Genomic DNA, 16,799 nt, shown 5'->3' with positions numbered 1-16,799 from the left:
GCCATATAAAAAAAATCGTGTTAATATAGAAAAGATGTGTATAAAATACAGCAGAGGGCTGTATTTGAACGTATAAACCATAAAAGAAGAAACAGGAAAGGGTGTTTACCAATGTCAGGACATTCAAAGTTTGCCAACATTAAGCATAAGAAAGAGCGCAACGACGCTGCCAAGGGCAAGATTTTCACTGTCATCGGCCGTGAGATTGCAGTCGCTGTAAAAGAGGGCGGAGCAGATCCTGCCAACAACAGTAAGCTGAGGGACGTTATCGCCAAGGCAAAGGCCAACAACATGCCCAATGATACCATTGACCGCGGCATCAAAAAGGCGGCAGGCGATGCCAATTCCGTGAACTACGAGACCCTTACATACGAGGGATACGGCCCCAACGGCGTGGCTATTATCGTGGATACACTGACCGACAACAAGAACCGCACGGCTGCCAATGTGAGGAGCGCCTTCACCAAGGGCGGCGGCAACGTAGGCACACCGGGAAGCGTGTCCTATATGTTTGATAAAAAGGGACAGATTATCATCGACAAGGAAGAATGCGGCATGGATCCGGACGAACTGATGATGCTTGCCCTGGACGCGGGAGCAGAGGATTTCTCCGAGGAGGAGGACAGCTACGAGGTCGTTACGGCGCCTGAGGATTTCAGCGTTGTGCGCGAGGCACTGGAGGCCCAGAGCATTCCCATGATGCAGGCGGATGTGACCATGATTCCCCAGACATGGGTGGAGCTGACCGATGAGGATGATATTAAGAAGTTAAACCGTACACTGGATTTGCTGGATGAGGATGACGATGTCCAGGCCGTGTACCATAACTGGGATGAATAAACACGGGCATTGCCCAAATGGAGCGCAGCTAAGTTAGAGGTTTTGCTGCGTTGGTACTATGAAATGGAAAGTCCCCTGCGGCAGGTCATCATGATCTGCTGCAGAGGACTTTTTGTTTGATGGTTTCTGACAAAAACAGAAATATGGCCTTTAACTGCTCTCCGTCTAGTTGGACACCACCAAAGTCTTCAACCCTTCCGTTGCGTTTGGCGCATTGAAGATATACAGAGTATAGGATGTGTTGGCGCTCATGTTGGCGGAGGTGGCTGCCACGGAAGTGTTGGGGTAGGAGCCGGTCCTGGAGATATAGAGCTGATACCATCCCGGGTAGAAGCTGGTGTAAGGGGTCACTTCCCTGTAGCGTACATTGCTGAAAGCAGTGTAGGAGGAGTTCTGATTGCCGATGGATACGTCGAAGGGCCCCAGGTTCAGTGACAGGTTGCAGGCCCGCAGACAGCTGGAGCCTGAAGGCGCGTTGCAGGAAATGTCGGATATTTCCATGATGTCCAGGCCGCTTGCCGTATTGATGATGGCAATGGTCATGGAGGCGGAGGAGCGCACCTGTACTGTCTTCTGAATGTACACATAGCCGTTGGCTCCTGACACGGTGACGGTCTGGGTGCCGGAGGCAGACTGGACGTAGCCTGTTATATCCCCGTTCCCCAGGCTGCTTGCCACCATCCAGTTGCCAAGGTACACGTAAAACGGCTGGTACCCGGTGGAAGCATTGAGGATGCGTACCCTGCCGAAGCTGGTGGCGGTACAGTTGTAGCATGGGAAGGTGATGCCGGGTATCACGGTGACAGAGCCGCTGTTTCCGGGGAAAATAGGCCGGAAGATAGGAGGAAAGCCGGGACGGCTGCCGCTGTACACAGGACCGCCTTCACCTGGATTGGGAAGGGGGATGACAGGGACATTGGCACCGTTATTCTGATTGCCGCCGCTGTACACAGGGCCGCCCTCACCCGGATTGGGAAGGGGGATGACAGGGACATTGGCACCGTTATTCTGATTGTCGCCGCTGTCCACAGGACCGCCCTCGCCCGGATTGGGAAGGGGAGTCACGGGAACATCGGCTTCCCCCAGCTCTGCCGCGGTCAGGAGAGTGTCCGGATACTCACTCATTCTGTCTGTATGATAGGACTGATTGTTCATAGAGACCTCGCAAAAGATTGATTCACTATAGTCTATTCATATGGAATAAGGAATGTGTATGTTTTTGAAAAAAAGGGGACTGCATTTTTGGCGGGCTGATGCATATAATAAAAAGAACCAGTGTATCAGGAGCGTGGGCGTATGTCATGGGAACCAAAGAAAACAGCCGTATCCGCACTGGGGCTGCCCCGGGACGTGATTCTGGGAGATGTGCTTATAAGCTTTGTGGGCAGGAGCCAGGTGAATGTGGAAAATTACAGGAGCATCCTGATTTACACGGATACCCTGATTAAGCTCCAGGCCAGGAACTGCAGGGTGGTGATTCACGGAGCCCGCTTAAAGATTGATTATTATACGGCGGAGGAGATGAAGATAACCGGCCAGATCGGTTCTTTGGAATTTGAAACGTAAATCAAAGGAGGGGGCTTGTTTGATTGAATGGCTGTTACATAATTGGGAAGGATATGTAAGACTCCGTCTTCACGGCTATTCACCGGAACGTTTCCTGAATCTCTGCAATGCCAGGGGTCTGGAGGTATGGGGACTGATATGCAACCGGGACGGGGATTATGAGTTTTTTATGACTGTGGAAGGATACCGCCGGGTGAAGCCCCTGGTGCGCAAGGCGCAGGTAAGGCTGCACATTACCGGCCGTTACGGCCTCCCATTTTTTATTTACAGGTACAGGAAGCGCTGGTATTACGGTGCCGGAATCATGGCCTTTTTCATGGTGCTTTATGTTATGTCCCTGTTTATCTGGGATATCCAGTTTGAGGGCAATTACAGGTATACCTACGATACTCTGGTCCGTTTTCTGGACACACAGGACATTGATTACGGCATGCTAAAGGCCAGGATTAACTGCGAGGATCTGGAAGCCTCCATGCGCACAAGCTTTCCCGAGATCACCTGGGTATCTGCCCGTGTTTCCGGCACGAGACTGCTCATCCACATCAAGGAAAACGAGGTGCTGTCCACTATCCCTGAGAAGGACGAGACACCCTGCGACATTGTGGCGTCCCAGCCGGGAGTCATCACCTCCATGGTGGTACGCCAGGGCGTTGCCCAGGTTTGCGTAGGGGACGAGGTGGAGGAGGGACAGGTACTGGTCAGCGGACGGGTGCCCATTATCGGCGACAACGAGGAGGAAATCAATGCCTACATGGTTCACGCGGATGCGGATATTGTGGCCAGGACTGTCAAGCAATATGAGAAAACATTTCCCCTGCTGCATCAGGAACGGGTCCACACAGGACGCAGGCGGAGAGGATGGTACATGAAAGCCGGGGCATGGTCCTTTACCTTTCTGACCCCGGTGAGGGGACAGGGGGAGTGGGATTATTCCATGGAGGAAAAACAGCTCAGGCTGTTTTCCAATTTCTATCTGCCTGTCTATATGGGCGCCATACAGGGCCGGGAAATGGCAGCCTATGAGAGAAATTACAGGGAGGATGAGCTAAAAGAGCTGTCTAAAGCCATAAATTACCAGTTTGTCAAAAATTTAGAGGAAAAGGGGGTACAAATTCTTGAAAATAATGATAGAATAGAAACAAGTGTTTCTGAATGCCGTCTGACAGGTGAACTCGTGACGGAGGAATCCATTGTTAAGACACAGCCGGCAGCGGAGCCTGATATGAATTCCGGCGGAGAGCCGGGAGAAAAACCAGAGGAGACAATAACTGCTGAATGAGTGTAATTGAGACAATGATTGACATTCCCGCAGAGCATGAGCGGAATGTCTGCGGACAATTTGACACCTACTTAAAGAAGATAGAGCGCACCCTGCATGTGACCATGATTGCCAGGGACGGCGAAATAAAAATCATCGGGCCCGAGAAAACCATAGGCCAGGCAAAAAGCGTGTTCAACAACCTGATTGAACTGTCCAAGCGGGGCAATACCATCACGGAACAGAACGTGGACTATGCCCTGTCCCTGTCTTTCACGGAGAATGACGGGCAGATTTTGGAGATTGACAAGGACATCATATGCCGGACCATATCCGGCAAGCCGGTGAAGCCAAAGACGCTGGGGCAGAAGCATTATGTGGATGCTATCCGCAAGAAGATGATTGTGTTCGGCATCGGACCGGCCGGCACAGGAAAGACGTATCTTGCCATGGCCATGGCTATCCAGGCGTTTAAGAACGGCGAGGTGGGGCGCATTATCCTTACCAGGCCGGCCATTGAGGCCGGTGAAAAGCTGGGATTTTTGCCGGGCGATCTCCAGAGCAAGATTGACCCGTATCTTCGCCCTCTTTATGACGCCCTGTACCAGATTATGGGGGCGGAAAGCTATCTTAACAATTCGGAGAAGGGGCTGATTGAGGTGGCGCCCCTGGCCTACATGAGAGGAAGAACACTGGACAATGCTTATATCATCCTGGATGAGGCCCAGAACACCACCCCGGCCCAGATGAAGATGTTCCTTACCAGAATCGGTTTTGGTTCCAAGGTTATCATAACAGGAGACCAGACCCAGAAGGACCTTCCGGGAGGCGCGGTTTCCGGTCTGGATACGGCCCTTAAGGTGCTGAAACGAATTGACGACATTGGGTTCTGTTACCTGACCAGTTCCGATGTGGTGCGTCATCCGTTGGTGCAGAAAATTGTACAGGCCTATGAGACATATGAACAAAAGAATACCCCGCCTGCAGGACGGCGCAGGATACGGGAGCGGAATTAATCCGCCAAGGAGAAGTGAGCATGACCATTTCAATTGAATACGAAGCAGATAGAGTACTGGATTTGCCCTACCGGGAGATCATCGAGAACACCGTGCTGGCTGCCCTGGATTATGAGGGCTGTCCCTATGAGGCAGAGGTCAATGTTATTCTTACGGACAATGACGCCATACAGGAAATCAACCGGGAACACCGCCGGATTGACGCTCCTACGGACGTGCTGTCCTTTCCCATGGTGGATTATGAGTCGCCATCAGATTTTGACCATGTGGAGGAGGCTGTGGAGGATTACTTCAATCCTGAAACCGGAGAGCTGATGCTGGGGGATATTGTGATTTCTGTGGATAAGGTGGAGGAACAGGCTGAGAAGTACGGCCATTCCCGGACCAGGGAGCTGGCCTTCCTGACGGCCCATAGCATGCTCCATCTGTTTGGTTACGACCACATGGAGGACGGCGAACGGCTGGTGATGGAAGAAAAGCAGAAAGAGATACTGGAAACCAGGGGGTATACAAGATGAGAATCGGGTTCAGATGGATGGCAATGGGTTTAATGGCAGGACTGACGGCAGCCGCGCTTTTGACGGGCTGCGCGAAGGAAGCCAGCGTGGAAGCGACCACGGTTCAGGAGCCTCCTGCCGCTTCTGAGGCCGCTGAACCCGATATCATTATCTGGTCAGACCCTGAGACCACCGGGGCGGATACGGGAAATTCTCAGGACTATTATCTTCCGGAGGAACGGACTGAGGAGAACGGGATGATACGCAGCTATCTGACCGGACAGATGGTGGAAACCGCCAAGGGAAACCGCCGGCCGGCGGCCGTGATGATGAGCAATGACAAGGAGGCCAGGCCCCAGTACGGCATCAACCGGGCGGGGGTGGTCTATGAGGCGCCGGTGGAGGGAAGCATGAACCGGTACATGGCCCTGATAGAGGATTATGACGGCCTGGAGCGCATCGGATCGGTGCGCAGCTGCCGGACCTACTACACTTATTTTGCCAGGGAGTTTGACGCTGTCTATGTCCACTATGGCCAGAGCACCTTTGCCAAGCCTTATCTGAAAAATGTGGATAATATCAACGGTCTGGATGCCGTCGGCGATCTGGCCTTTTACCGCACAAAGGACAAGAAATCACCCCATAACGCCTATACAAGCGGGGGCAGGATTACCGCCTCCATTGAGAAGCTGGGGTACACGCAGTCCTATGCGTCATCCTACAAGGGCCATTATCTCTTTGCCAGGGACGGCAGGGAGGCATCCTTAACGGAGCGTCCGGGAGTCATGGACGCGGGCACGGTTAAGACCGGCTACATCATGAACCAGGCATACTTTGTGTACGACCCTTCGGACGGGCTTTACCACCGTTACCAATACGGCAAAATCCATCAGGGGAATGAAGGGCCCATTGCGGTGAAAAACGTGATTTTCCAGTACTGCCAGACTGGCCGTTACGCTACCACGGATTATCTGGATATCAACGTACATACTACGGAATGCGGGTATTTTATGACAGACGGCAAAGCGATTCCTATTAACTGGGAGAAGGACGGTGAGTTCGGTCCCACCCGTTACTATGATACCAACCACGATGAAGTTGTGCTGAATCAGGGAAAGACCTGGGTCTGCATCATTCCCACCAGGGACTTTGCCAAGTCGGAAATTATCGGAAATGAGGATACACAGTAATAGACATGAATCCAAGGACAAGCAGGAAAAAAAACAGGAAACAGAAAGCAGCTGATTTTGTCATACAGGGGAGCATCCTGGCCATGGCCGGTATCGTGGTGCGCATCATTGGCATGCTCTACCGCATGCCCCTTAACGACATTATCGGAAAACAGGGAAACGGATATTATACGTCGGCCTTCAATGTGTATAATATCCTCCTTATATTATCCTCCTACAGCATGCCGGTGGCAGTGTCGAAGATGATATCTGCCCGGCTGGCAAGGGGGGAGCACAGAAATTGCAGCCGCATTTTAAAAGCGGCTCTTATTTATGCTACGGCAGTGGGAGGCATAGCGGCAGTGGTTTTGTGGTTTGGCGCGGATTTGTTCGCGGAACTCATCAAGACGCCTTTCAGCCGGTACGCGTTAAAGACCCTGGCGCCCACCATCTGGATTATGGCTTATCTGGGCGTGCTCAGAGGATATTTCCAGGGAACGGGCACCATGGTGCCCACGGCAGTATCCCAGATTTTAGAACAGATTGTCAACGCGGTGGTCAGCGTGGTCGCAGCCGGAGTTCTCTTTGGCGTGGGCACGTCCATTAACGCTGCCCAGGGGGCAAGGGATTATTCCTATGCACTGGGGGCCGCGGGCGGCACCATAGGCACCGGGGCAGGCGCGCTCACGGCCTTTCTGTTTTTCATATGCCTTACCGCGTCCAAAGGGCGGGAGAGAAGGCAGATGGTCCGTGAGGATGTGTCGGGGAGAACGGAGAGCTACCGCAGGATATTTTATGTACTCACCATCACTGTGCTTCCCATTGTCATCAGCAGCGGCATCTACAACTGTTCCAATGTGGTGGACAATTACCTGTTCGGCCAGGGCATGGATAAGCTGGGCTATCTGGAGGATTCTATCGCCACCTACTGGGGCGTGCTGGGGCAGTATCAGCTGCTCTTTAACATACCGGTGGCTGTTTCCAATGCCCTTTCATCCTCTCTGATACCATCCCTAACAAGGGCTGTTGCAAACAGGAACAGGAGGGAGAAGCTGGAGCGGATTGCCACCTCCATCCGTTTTTCCCTGCTGATTGCCATTCCGGCTGCAGTGGGAATCACGGTGCTGGCTAAGCCAGTCTGCAACCTGCTGTTTATCAGCGAGGACAATACCATGCTGATACGGCTCTCCATGGCAGGTTCCCTGGCCGTGGTGTTCTATTCCCTGTCAACTGTTACAAACGCCATCCTTCAGGGCCTGAACCACATGGACGTGCCCATACGCCACGCGGTCATTGCCCTGGTCATCCACGTGGCGGCGCTGGAGGTGTTCCTTATGGTATTTAAGATGGAAATTTACAGCGTGGTGTTTGCCAATATCATATTTGCCCTTGTGATGTGCCTGTTAAACGGACATGCCATTGCCAGGTTTGCCAGATACAGGCAGGAATATAAGAGAACTCTCATCCTGCCCACAATATGCGCCGGATTCATGGGAGCGGCTGCTTATGGGGTATACAGAGGCATTTACGCCCTGCTTCCCCACCGGCTGATGAGAGGCAGGATAGGTATGGCTATTGTGGTGTTCCCTTCCGTGGCAGTGGCCATTCTGGTCTATGCCGTGCTTCTTGTAAGGTTCAGGGCAGTGGAAGAGGAGGAGCTTAAGGGCATGCCGGGAGGAAGGAGGCTGGTCCGTCTTTTGAACCGTTTCAGGCTCCTGGGATAAGAGACATATAAGTTTATCTGTTTGTTGTGATAGATTGGGAAAAATTTGAGAATGCATGATTAAAACTGAATAAGAAAGCAGATACTAACCATAAAGCGGCGTCCGGCGCCATGCTGACCGGCATGGCGGGGCCGGGGCCAGCGAGGAGGTTAGTGCATGAAGAAGTTATTATACTGCTTTGCCCTGTTTGCAGTCACATCCATTGTGTGTCTGATTGTTGCATATGGAATTACCCGGTATAGCGTCAGGCAGGAACAGGCAGTTCCCAATACGGTTATTGAGACGGAGACAGTCAACGATGTGGATGACAGGGCCGCCATGAACCAGGAGCAGGTAAAGCCAATACTGGAAAGCGTTTCTCCGGCAGAAGAATACTATCTTGTGTCGGAGTCCGGCTTTCTCCTGGTATTTTGCAGCGACCGCAGCACCATCTGCCTCTATACCCATATTCCTGTCACGGATTTTCCGGAAAAGGAGAGGGAGAGGCTGATGGAGGGCATATGGTTTCCGTCCATGATGGATGTATACCATTATTTAGAATCGTATACAAGCTGATGAAATCCGGCTATGCGGCATTCGCCAGCCTGGGCGGCAGGCTGCGGTCTACGCGGTGGCCAGATGTCCCTTTTTATCGTTTTTCTGGATGAAGTCCAATGGTTGTCTTGCCGCAGCCAAAGGGACCTAACAGGGAGACGAATTCCCCGTCCCTGACTTCAAAACTGATGTCTGACAAAACAACGGTCCGTTCCCTGGCGCCACGTTTACGTTTCATAAGGATACGCAGATTCATTCATCCTGCTGTGTGTGTGGAAATGATGTCCGCTTGGAAATGAAAGGCGGGGAGTGTGTGAAACATTGGCCAAAGGGCTTATACGCGCTCTCCTTCTGCCTGGAAGAAATTTCTAACTGGGCGGGATCGTGCTGAAACGCCATGAATTTCTTCTGTACGGAGAACGAGTTTGACCAATATGCACGGGATATGGGGCTTGATATGGAAATGGTAATCAAAGCAGATATCAGCCTTGCGGTAAAGGAAGCAAGGGAAACGTTTCTTGTAGGTGGAGGCTGATTCAAAATCCCCCAGGGGGAGGGTCTGTCCCAGGGAAAAAAATCCAAAGACGGATTCCGGCCCGCTGTCCGCCTACAGGGCAATCCTGGAGGCGAAAAAGCGGGGCGCGAAGCTGGTTGTCATAGATCCGTGCAGGGCGGGAATGGGAGAAATGGCGGATATGTGGGTGCCAATCATACCAGGATTCGACGGAGCCCTTGCGATGGCCATGACAAAGCTGATACTGGAGAGACATCTGTACGACGATGGGTTTGTGAAGAATTATACCAGGGGATTTGAGGCATATGAATCGTATCTTAAAACCCTGTCGGCAGACCGGCTTTCAAGGTACTGCGGTATACCGGTTCAGATGATAGAAGAGCTTACCCGCCTGTTCGTTTCAACGGAAAACATATCTCTTGTTTCCTGCACAGGGCTGGAGTATCAGCTCAGCGGGGCGCAGAATAACCGTGCTATCCAGATTCTGTGGGCCATAACAGGCAAGGTGGATGTGGAAGGCGGCATTTATATAAGCGGCACTGAAATACCCACCAGGAAGCTTGCGCCCAAGCTGGAAATCATGCCTGTGGGAGCGGAGAAATATCCTGTATTTTACGGACTGACCGGATGGGGACAGTTTATGGAATTCCCCAACGCGGTGCTTCACGATGTACCTTATCCGGTAAGAGGACTTCTGATTCGGGCGGCCTCGCCTGCCATTTCCTATCCGGAACAGAAACTGTGGCGTCAGGTATATAAAAAGCTGGATTTCATGGTGGTCCTGGACCGGTTCATGACGGAGGACGCAAAGTATGCGGATGTGGTACTGCCTGCCGCCACGCTGTGGGAAAATGATTCATTTTGTGAATATCCGGGCGGTATCCGGCTGAGAGAACAGATAATCGGGCCTGTAGGAGAAGCAAAGGCGGGTTTGAGTTTGTTATGACCTGCGGCAACAGGAGCCCTGTCAGATACAGCTCCTTTGGACCAAATATAGAGGCGCTGGCAGCCCTTGACCCATATCCCACAGCAGATATTGACCCCGCGGATGCAGGGCGGCTGGAAATAGAAGAAGGGTGCGGGGTGGATGTGGAGACTGCCTTTGGAACAAAGCGGTTCCGGGCCAGAATCACACCCATGCATCCCGGAACCATACATGTGTTTTCGGGAGGCGGAAGCAGCTATCATTCAAAGGAGTGGAGGGAGGGCAACATCAACGATGTAAACAGCATGAAAATCAGGGATGATGTTTCCGGGTTTCCTGCGTTTAAGGCCATTCCATGCAGAATCAAAAAGGCATAAGGCATTGTTGAAAAGGGACTGGATTTCCGTACTGGGAATCCGGTCCCTTCTGCGAAAACCAGGATTTTAGACAACTGTTTGGGCGGTCTGGTTCCGCAAATGGCGCCGTAAATAACAGGAAACAGTTGAAATGTGACAGAAAAACATATAAAATGGGGTGTAAACTTAAGCGCATTAAGAGCAGGATAAGGAGCTTTGGATCAATCATGAGAAAACGAATCGTCATCATAGGAGGCGGGGCCTCGGGACTGACTGCGGCCATTGGCGGGGCCAGGAACGGGGCTCATGTGACCATTGTGGAGCACATGGACCGGGTGGGAAAGAAAATCCTGTCCACGGGCAACGGCAGGTGCAACCTGACCAATCTGAGGATGGAGGAGGATTGTTACCGCTGCGGCCAGAAGGGGTTTCCCATGGAAGTTATCCGGGGCTTTGGGGTGGATGAGACCCTGGCCTTTTTTAAAGGTCTTGGAATAGAGCCAAAGGACAGAAACGGATATATCTATCCCAATTCGGACCAGGCGTCAGCCGTGCTGGACGTGCTCCGCAGTGAGGTGGAGCGTTTGGGCGTGGCGGTGTTGCTTTCGTGCCGTGTGGAGAAGATAGAGCCGGCGGTCGGCGGAGGCGGCGTCCGCTATAAAGTGTACACGGACCAGGGCATACTGGATGCGGAAGCGGTTATTCTGGCAGCCGGTTCCAAGGCTGCCCCGTCCACCGGTTCGGACGGAAGCGGATATGAGCTGGCAAGAAGGCTGGGACACCGGATAATCAAACCGCTTCCCGCCCTGGTTCAGCTGCGGTGCCAGGGAAGCATGTACCGGCAGATGGCGGGTATCCGTACGGAGGCCGGGGTAAAGCTCATGGCGGCCGGTGAACTGCTGGCCCGGGACAGGGGAGAGCTGCAGCTGACAGACTACGGCCTGTCGGGTATCCCGGTATTCCAGGTCAGCCGGTTTGCTGCCAGGGCCCTGGACCAGGGGAAGAGGGTCACCGCTCTGGTGGATTTCATGCCGTCCTGGGATGACAGCGAGGCATTTGACCTGCTTAAAAAGCGTGCGTCCCTTCTGGGCCATAAGACGGCGGAGGAGCTGTTTACAGGTCTGCTGAACAAGAAGCTGGCCCTGGTGTTCATTAAGCTGGCAGGCATCAAACCGTCCCAGAAAGCGGGAGATTTGTCACCCAAACAGCTGAAGCTGCTTCTGGGACAGATGAAGTCCTACGAAGCCATTGTCATGTCAGTGAATCCATTTGCCAATGCCCAGGTGTGCTGCGGCGGCGTGGATACCAGGGAAGTGGATGCCGCCACCATGGAATCCGGGATTCACGCCAACCTGTATCTGGCGGGAGAACTGCTGGATGTGGATGGAATCTGCGGCGGATACAACCTGCAGTTTGCCTGGTCCAGCGGTATGATAGCGGGGGTACATGCGGCGGGAGGATATTTTGCGGAGACACATGAGGCGGACAGAAACAGGGCGGAGGCACATGGAGCATATGGCCCTGCCCCAGGGGGAAAGAGGAACAGAAAATGATTCGTATCAATCAGTTAAAGATGCCGCTGGGACACGACAGGGCTGGACTTTTGGAGAAGGCTGCCAGGGTGCTGCGTGTTCCGTCCGGAGAGATAGAGAAGCTTACCATCGTCAAGCAGTCTGTGGACGCCAGAAAAAAGCCGGATATATGGTACAGTTATGTGGTGGACATAGGAATCAGGCAGGCCGGACTCCAGAAGGAGGAAAAGCTGGTGCGCAGGCTGAAGGACCGGAATGTGTCGGTCCGCAAGAAAACACCCTACCGGCTTCCTGAGCCGGGGACCAATCTTATGGCCAGCCGTCCCGTCATTATCGGTACCGGCCCGGCAGGGCTGTTCTGCGGCCTTATGCTGGCCAGAAAGGGGTACATGCCCATACTCCTGGAACGCGGGGAGGACGTGGACGCAAGGACAGACCGGGTAGCCCGGTTCTGGGAAACAGGGCAGCTTAACCCGTCCTCCAATGTGCAGTTCGGGGAGGGCGGAGCAGGAACATTTTCCGACGGAAAGCTTAATACCCTTGTAAAGGATACGTCTGGAAGAAACCGGGAAGTGCTTCGTATACTGACAGAGTTCGGCGGGGACCCGTCTATCCTGTATGTGAATAAACCCCACATCGGAACCGATGTATTAAGCCGCATTGTCAAATCCATACGAACGGAGATTGAAAATCTGGGCGGAGAGGTCCGCTTCCTGAGCCAGGTCACGGATTTTGTGACGGACGGGGAACAGGGGGAATCCAGGCGTATAAAAGCCCTTGTTATCAACGGCAGCCAGGTTCTTGCTGCTGAGACGGTGGTCCTGGCCATCGGGCACAGCGCCAGGGATACCTTTGAGACCCTGCTGGCCAGGGGGATCCCCATGGAGCCAAAGGCATTTGCGGTGGGACTGAGGGTACAGCATCCCCAGACGCTGATTAATGAGAGCCAGTACGGCATAAAGGAATGCGGGGAATTGGGGCCGGCCAGCTACAAGCTTACATGGAAGTCCTCTGACGAAAGAGGAGTCTATTCCTTCTGCATGTGCCCCGGAGGCTATGTGGTCAATGCGTCCTCTGAGCCGGGCCGCCTGGCGGTCAACGGCATGAGCTATCATGACAGGGCGGGGGAAAATGCCAACAGCGCCATTATTGTCACGGTCACGCCGGAAGATTTCGGCGGGATAGAGGCAGAGTCCGGGATGGAGGCAGAGTCAGGGACGGAGCGGGGCTGCGAAGCGCCGGGGGACGCCATGGCAGGAATCCGGTTTCAGAGGCGTCTGGAGGAGGCTGCCTTCTGCCTGGGAAAGGGAAGCATACCGGTGCAGCTCTACGGGGATTTTAAGGCAGGCCGGGTTTCAGACGGCTTTGGCGGTGTAAATCCCGCCTTCCAGGGCGGGTATGCCTTTGCCAATCTCAGGGAGCTGTTTCCGGAACCATTGTCCCGGGCTTTCATGGAAGGAATGGAAGGATTTGGAACCATGATTCGCGGCTTTGACCGGCCGGATGCCATCCTGGCCGGCATTGAGAGCCGTACCTCATCCCCTGTCCGTATTCCCCGGGACCAGGGAATGGAAAGCCCTGTGAAGGGAATCTTTCCCTGTGGTGAGGGCGCGGGCTATGCAGGCGGAATCACCTCGGCGGCCATGGACGGAATCAAGACAGCAGAGGAAATTATCCGCAGGTACAGCCCCTTAAGCCCTTCTTAGAGCATGGCCGGGGGAGGAACATTTACAACATAGAAATTGACGTGACCTGTAAATTGGTGTAAGATAAACAGGAATCGTTTGATGAGATAAAGGAGTATATCATGGGAACCCAGGAACGTCAGAATCTTGCGGATAAGCAGAGGATTGTGATTAAAATTGGTTCGTCTTCCCTTACCCATGTGGAGACAGGGGAAGTGAACCTGATGAAGATAGAAAAGCTGGTGCGGGTTATCAGTGACCTGCGGGGACAGGGAAAGGACGTGGTTCTGGTGTCCTCCGGGGCCATTGCGGCAGGGCGGCAGGCCCTGGGCCATCACAGGAAGCCGGACACCCTTGCTGAGAAGCAGGCCTTTGCGGCTGTGGGCCAGGCCAGGCTCATGATGGTCTACCAGAAGCTGTTTGCGGAATACAACCAGACAGCTGCCCAGGTCCTTCTCACAAAGGACACCATGGTCAATGATTCTTCCAGGTACAATGCCCAGAATACCTTTGACGAGCTGCTAAACCTGGGAACCATACCCATTGTCAATGAAAACGATACGGTATCCACCTCAGAGATTCCGTATGTGGACAGCTTCGGTGATAATGACCGGCTGTCAGCCATTGTGGCGGCCCTGATCGGAGCAGATCTGCTCATTCTGCTGTCTGACATAGACGGCCTTTATACGGATGACCCCAGGGAGAACCCGGAGGCCGGATTTATCAGCCTGGTGCCTGAAATTACGCCTGAATTCCTGCGTATGGGCAAGGATACGTCGGGCAGTGACGTGGGTACCGGCGGAATGTCAGCCAAGCTGGCCGCGGCCCGGATTGCCACGGACAGCGGAGCCGATATGGTCATAGCCAACGGAGACCAGGTGGATGTCATACTGGACATCATGTCAGGCAAGGAAAAGGGAACCCTGTTCCTGGCCCATACCAATCTGGATTTTGACCTGATGCATTATCTGAATAATGAATACTAGGGAAGGCGCCCGGCCGGGCGCCAGGTCCTGAAAGAGGTGAATGTATGGACGCGTCAAGGATTGACCGCATCAACGAACTGTATCACAAGTCCCAGGCAGTGGGACTGACAGAGGAGGAGAAGGAGGAACAGGCCCGGCTGCGCCAGGAGTACGTTGCAGCGATTCGGGGAAGCCTCCGCAATAACCTGAACAATATATCCATCAAGGAGCCGGACGGCTCCATCACGGATTTGGGAAAGAAACATGGCGGAATCAGGGAAGTCTGATGCATTGTGAAGGGGAGATTATGATGACATTGAATGAAATAGGCAGCCGTGCCAAAGAAGTATCGCGAGTACTGGGTACCCTGGGATCCAGAGAGAAGAATATGGGACTGGAGGAAGCGGCCAGGGCTTTGCTGGAAGGTGAGGAGGAAATCCTGGAGGCCAATTCCAGGGATTATGAGAAGGCCAGATCCGACGGCATGAGCCAGGGACTGCTGGACCGTCTTAAGCTGACGCCGGCCAGGGTTCAGGCCATGGCGGACGGCCTGCTGCAGGTGGCTGCCCTGGAGGACCCCGTGGGGGAGGTGCTGTCCATGAAGCTCCGCCCCAACGGCCTTCAGATTGGGCGGAAGCGTGTGCCTCTGGGGGTTATCGGCATGATTTATGAGGCCCGCCCCAATGTGACGGCAGACGCCTTCGGCCTTTGCTTCAAATCAGGCAATGCGGTTATCTTAAAGGGCGGAAGCGACGCCCTTCACTCCAACATGGCCATCACCCGGTGCCTGCGCGCAGGACTCTCAAGCGCCGGCCTGCCCGAGGACTCGGTCCAGATGATTGAGGATACCAGCAGGGATACCACCAGGGAGCTGATGCGCCTGAACAGGTATATTGACGTGCTCATCCCCAGGGGAGGGGCAGGACTCATAAAGACCGTGGTGGAGAACAGCACCATCCCCGTCATAGAGACGGGCACCGGCAACTGCCATGTGTATGTGGATGCTTCCGCGGATCAGAATATGGCCCTGGATATTATTTTCAATGCCAAGACCCAGAGAATCGGCGTGTGCAATGCATGCGAGTCCCTTCTGGTGCACAGGAGCATTGCGGAGGAATTCCTGCCCCTTCTCAGGAAGAAGCTGGAGGAGAAGCAGGTGGAGATTCGGGGAGACGAGGACGCCTGTGCCATTGAGCCGTCCTTTGTCCGGGCCACGGAGGAGGACTGGGGCAGGGAGTACCTGGATTATATCCTGTCCTTAAAGCTGGTGGACTCGGTGGATGAGGCCATCCGCCATATCAACACCTACAATACAGGCCACTCGGAAACCATTGTGACCTCTGATTATTTTAACGCCCAAAGGTTTTTAAACGAGGTGGACGCCGCGGCTGTCTACGTCAACGCTTCCACCCGCTTTACAGATGGTGAGGAATTCGGTTTCGGAGCGGAAATCGGCATCAGCACCCAGAAGCTTCACGCCAGAGGCCCCATGGGCCTTAAGGAACTGACCACCACCAAGTATATTATTTACGGAGATGGGCAGATCCGCTGATGACAGCTACAGACGGGCCGGGACATTTTAAATTTGTTCCCGGCTTCGTCAGACAGAATGCAGGAAAAGAGGAAATATATATGCTTGAAGAGGAAAGCAGCAGGAAAAGGAGCAGGAAACAGCAGGAGGAAGAACCCTTCAGCTGGAAAAAGGAGATTATCAGCTGGATACAGATTATCGTGGCAGCGGTTATCATCGCCCTGGTCCTTAACAACTTTATCATAGCCAACAGCCGTGTGCCAACCGGCTCCATGGAGAACACCATCATGTCCAAGAGCCGCGTCATCGGTTCCAGACTGGCCTATCTGACCAGCGACCCTGAGAGGGGAGACGTGGTGATTTTCCATTTCCCGGACGATCCCACGGGAAAAATCTACTACGTGAAGCGTGTCATAGGGCTTCCCGGCGAGACTGTGAATGTGGTGGACGGAAAAGTCTATATCAATGATTCAGATACGCCCCTTGACGAGCCTTACCTTCCGGAACCAATGGAAGGATCCTATGGTCCCTATACCGTGCCGGAGGGATGTTACTTCATGATGGGTGACAACAGGAACAATTCCCTGGATGCCCGGTTCTGGAAGAACCGGTTCGTGGAGAAGGACAAGATTATAGCCAAGGTGCTGTTTACGTATTTTCCAAAGATAGAGAAAGTGGAGTAAGAGA

General features: G+C 53.6%; 19 protein-coding genes. 17 read left to right on the top strand and 2 right to left on the bottom strand.

The genetic code is table 11. The features are described from left to right. The first annotated feature begins 111 nt into the window (after positions 1 to 111). On the top strand, positions 112 to 840 hold the full coding sequence (locus LA360_RS05640) for a YebC/PmpR family DNA-binding transcriptional regulator (RefSeq protein WP_022202558.1): 729 nt from the start codon (positions 112 to 114) through the stop codon (positions 838 to 840). A 165-nt stretch (positions 841 to 1,005) separates the two neighbouring features. Here the strand turns inward: LA360_RS05640 and LA360_RS05635 are convergent, their stop codons facing one another. Next, on the bottom strand, positions 1,006 to 1,995 hold the full coding sequence (locus tag LA360_RS05635; RefSeq protein WP_022202559.1) for a DUF4397 domain-containing protein: 990 nt from the start codon (positions 1,993 to 1,995) through the stop codon (positions 1,006 to 1,008). Between the two features lie 141 nt (positions 1,996 to 2,136). Here LA360_RS05635 and LA360_RS05630 point away from each other — a divergent pair, with 141 nt between their 5' ends. The 7 genes from LA360_RS05630 to LA360_RS05600 all read left to right on the top strand — a co-directional run bounded on the left by LA360_RS05630 (position 2,137) and on the right by LA360_RS05600 (position 8,625). Further along, entirely contained in the window at positions 2,137 to 2,406 is a 270-nt protein-coding gene (locus tag LA360_RS05630) for a YabP/YqfC family sporulation protein (protein WP_002583641.1), read from the top strand. A 19-nt stretch (positions 2,407 to 2,425) separates the two neighbouring features. Next, entirely contained in the window at positions 2,426 to 3,685 is a 1,260-nt protein-coding gene (locus LA360_RS05625; protein WP_057571645.1) for a sporulation protein YqfD, read from the top strand. Next, on the top strand, positions 3,682 to 4,680 hold the full coding sequence (locus tag LA360_RS05620; RefSeq protein WP_022202561.1) for a PhoH family protein: 999 nt from the start codon (positions 3,682 to 3,684) through the stop codon (positions 4,678 to 4,680). Before LA360_RS05625 ends, LA360_RS05620 begins: the two co-directional genes overlap by 4 nt. Before the next feature lie 20 nt (positions 4,681 to 4,700). Beyond that, positions 4,701 to 5,198, top strand: a complete 498-nt coding sequence (ybeY, locus tag LA360_RS05615; RefSeq protein ID WP_022202562.1) for an rRNA maturation RNase YbeY — start codon at positions 4,701 to 4,703, stop codon at positions 5,196 to 5,198. Further along, positions 5,195 to 6,367, top strand: a complete 1,173-nt coding sequence (locus LA360_RS05610) for a DUF3048 domain-containing protein (RefSeq protein ID WP_022202563.1) — start codon at positions 5,195 to 5,197, stop codon at positions 6,365 to 6,367. The genes ybeY and LA360_RS05610 overlap by 4 nt, the downstream gene beginning before the upstream one ends. A gap of 5 nt (positions 6,368 to 6,372) precedes the next feature. Next, positions 6,373 to 8,070: a putative polysaccharide biosynthesis protein gene (locus LA360_RS05605; protein ID WP_022202564.1), complete on the top strand. Its 1,698-nt coding sequence runs from the start codon at positions 6,373 to 6,375 to the stop codon at positions 8,068 to 8,070. A gap of 156 nt (positions 8,071 to 8,226) precedes the next feature. Further along, positions 8,227 to 8,625, top strand: a complete 399-nt coding sequence (locus LA360_RS05600; RefSeq protein ID WP_002583635.1) for a hypothetical protein — start codon at positions 8,227 to 8,229, stop codon at positions 8,623 to 8,625. 73 nt (positions 8,626 to 8,698) lie between these two features. On the opposite strand, the gene LA360_RS05595 is transcribed toward LA360_RS05600, so the two are convergent. Continuing rightward, entirely contained in the window at positions 8,699 to 8,842 is a 144-nt protein-coding gene (locus tag LA360_RS05595) for an ATP-binding cassette domain-containing protein (protein ID WP_207657894.1), read from the bottom strand. Between the two features lie 159 nt (positions 8,843 to 9,001). Here LA360_RS05595 and LA360_RS05590 point away from each other — a divergent pair, with 159 nt between their 5' ends. The 9 genes from LA360_RS05590 to lepB all read left to right on the top strand — a co-directional run bounded on the left by LA360_RS05590 (position 9,002) and on the right by lepB (position 16,795). Next, positions 9,002 to 9,139: a hypothetical protein gene (locus LA360_RS05590; protein WP_166433516.1), complete on the top strand. Its 138-nt coding sequence runs from the start codon at positions 9,002 to 9,004 to the stop codon at positions 9,137 to 9,139. Next, on the top strand, positions 9,129 to 10,064 hold the full coding sequence (locus tag LA360_RS05585) for a molybdopterin-dependent oxidoreductase (RefSeq protein ID WP_225537332.1): 936 nt from the start codon (positions 9,129 to 9,131) through the stop codon (positions 10,062 to 10,064). The genes LA360_RS05590 and LA360_RS05585 overlap by 11 nt, the downstream gene beginning before the upstream one ends. Beyond that, positions 10,061 to 10,420, top strand: a complete 360-nt coding sequence (locus tag LA360_RS05580) for a molybdopterin dinucleotide binding domain-containing protein (protein ID WP_022202567.1) — start codon at positions 10,061 to 10,063, stop codon at positions 10,418 to 10,420. Before LA360_RS05585 ends, LA360_RS05580 begins: the two co-directional genes overlap by 4 nt. Before the next feature lie 152 nt (positions 10,421 to 10,572). Then, positions 10,573 to 11,952 carry a BaiN/RdsA family NAD(P)/FAD-dependent oxidoreductase gene (locus LA360_RS05575; RefSeq protein WP_330378380.1) on the top strand — a complete coding sequence of 460 codons (1,380 nt, stop codon included), beginning with the start codon at positions 10,573 to 10,575 and terminating at the stop codon, positions 11,950 to 11,952. Next, the gene (locus LA360_RS05570) at positions 11,949 to 13,637 is read left to right on the top strand and encodes an NAD(P)/FAD-dependent oxidoreductase (protein ID WP_112482761.1); all 1,689 of its coding nucleotides are present in this window, start codon (positions 11,949 to 11,951) and stop codon (positions 13,635 to 13,637) included. Before LA360_RS05575 ends, LA360_RS05570 begins: the two co-directional genes overlap by 4 nt. Positions 13,638 to 13,738: 101 nt before the next feature. Then, positions 13,739 to 14,602 (top strand): glutamate 5-kinase, encoded by an 864-nt coding sequence (proB, locus tag LA360_RS05565; protein ID WP_022202570.1) that lies wholly within the window; start codon positions 13,739 to 13,741, stop codon positions 14,600 to 14,602. A gap of 44 nt (positions 14,603 to 14,646) precedes the next feature. Next, positions 14,647 to 14,868, top strand: coding sequence for a DUF896 domain-containing protein (locus LA360_RS05560; RefSeq protein WP_022202571.1), 222 nt, complete (start codon positions 14,647 to 14,649; stop codon positions 14,866 to 14,868). Between the two features lie 23 nt (positions 14,869 to 14,891). Beyond that, on the top strand, positions 14,892 to 16,133 hold the full coding sequence (locus LA360_RS05555) for a glutamate-5-semialdehyde dehydrogenase (protein WP_057571670.1): 1,242 nt from the start codon (positions 14,892 to 14,894) through the stop codon (positions 16,131 to 16,133). An 80-nt stretch (positions 16,134 to 16,213) separates the two neighbouring features. Beyond that, positions 16,214 to 16,795: a signal peptidase I gene (gene lepB / locus LA360_RS05550; protein WP_038259797.1), complete on the top strand. Its 582-nt coding sequence runs from the start codon at positions 16,214 to 16,216 to the stop codon at positions 16,793 to 16,795. Positions 16,796 to 16,799: the final 4 nt, after the last annotated feature.

This window comes from Enterocloster clostridioformis (genome assembly GCF_020297485.1).
Classification (GTDB): domain Bacteria; phylum Bacillota; class Clostridia; order Lachnospirales; family Lachnospiraceae; genus Enterocloster; species Enterocloster clostridioformis.
The sequence above is the reverse complement of the archived record's forward strand: the minus strand, read 5'-3'. Positions and strand labels throughout refer to the sequence as shown.

Excerpts from the sequence above, each read along its gene's own strand:
- ybeY (WP_022202562.1), top strand. The coding sequence starts at position 4,701 with ATGACCATTTCAATTGAATACGAAGCAGATAGAGTACTGGATTTGCCC.
- LA360_RS05560 (WP_022202571.1), top strand. The coding sequence starts at position 14,647 with ATGGACGCGTCAAGGATTGACCGCATCAACGAACTGTATCACAAGTCC.
- LA360_RS05605 (WP_022202564.1), top strand. The coding sequence starts at position 6,373 with ATGAATCCAAGGACAAGCAGGAAAAAAAACAGGAAACAGAAAGCAGCT.
- LA360_RS05590 (WP_166433516.1), top strand. The coding sequence starts at position 9,002 with ATGAATTTCTTCTGTACGGAGAACGAGTTTGACCAATATGCACGGGAT.
- proB (WP_022202570.1), top strand. The coding sequence starts at position 13,739 with ATGGGAACCCAGGAACGTCAGAATCTTGCGGATAAGCAGAGGATTGTG.
- lepB (WP_038259797.1), top strand. The coding sequence starts at position 16,214 with ATGCTTGAAGAGGAAAGCAGCAGGAAAAGGAGCAGGAAACAGCAGGAG.
- LA360_RS05630 (WP_002583641.1), top strand. The coding sequence starts at position 2,137 with ATGTCATGGGAACCAAAGAAAACAGCCGTATCCGCACTGGGGCTGCCC.
- LA360_RS05570 (WP_112482761.1), top strand. The coding sequence starts at position 11,949 with ATGATTCGTATCAATCAGTTAAAGATGCCGCTGGGACACGACAGGGCT.
- LA360_RS05580 (WP_022202567.1), top strand. The coding sequence starts at position 10,061 with ATGACCTGCGGCAACAGGAGCCCTGTCAGATACAGCTCCTTTGGACCA.
- LA360_RS05595 (WP_207657894.1), bottom strand. The coding sequence starts at position 8,842 with ATGAAACGTAAACGTGGCGCCAGGGAACGGACCGTTGTTTTGTCAGAC.
- LA360_RS05635 (WP_022202559.1), bottom strand. The coding sequence starts at position 1,995 with ATGAACAATCAGTCCTATCATACAGACAGAATGAGTGAGTATCCGGAC.
- LA360_RS05555 (WP_057571670.1), top strand. The coding sequence starts at position 14,892 with ATGACATTGAATGAAATAGGCAGCCGTGCCAAAGAAGTATCGCGAGTA.
- LA360_RS05575 (WP_330378380.1), top strand. The coding sequence starts at position 10,573 with ATGGGGTGTAAACTTAAGCGCATTAAGAGCAGGATAAGGAGCTTTGGA.
- LA360_RS05640 (WP_022202558.1), top strand. The coding sequence starts at position 112 with ATGTCAGGACATTCAAAGTTTGCCAACATTAAGCATAAGAAAGAGCGC.
- LA360_RS05610 (WP_022202563.1), top strand. The coding sequence starts at position 5,195 with ATGAGAATCGGGTTCAGATGGATGGCAATGGGTTTAATGGCAGGACTG.
- LA360_RS05600 (WP_002583635.1), top strand. The coding sequence starts at position 8,227 with ATGAAGAAGTTATTATACTGCTTTGCCCTGTTTGCAGTCACATCCATT.
- LA360_RS05620 (WP_022202561.1), top strand. The coding sequence starts at position 3,682 with ATGAGTGTAATTGAGACAATGATTGACATTCCCGCAGAGCATGAGCGG.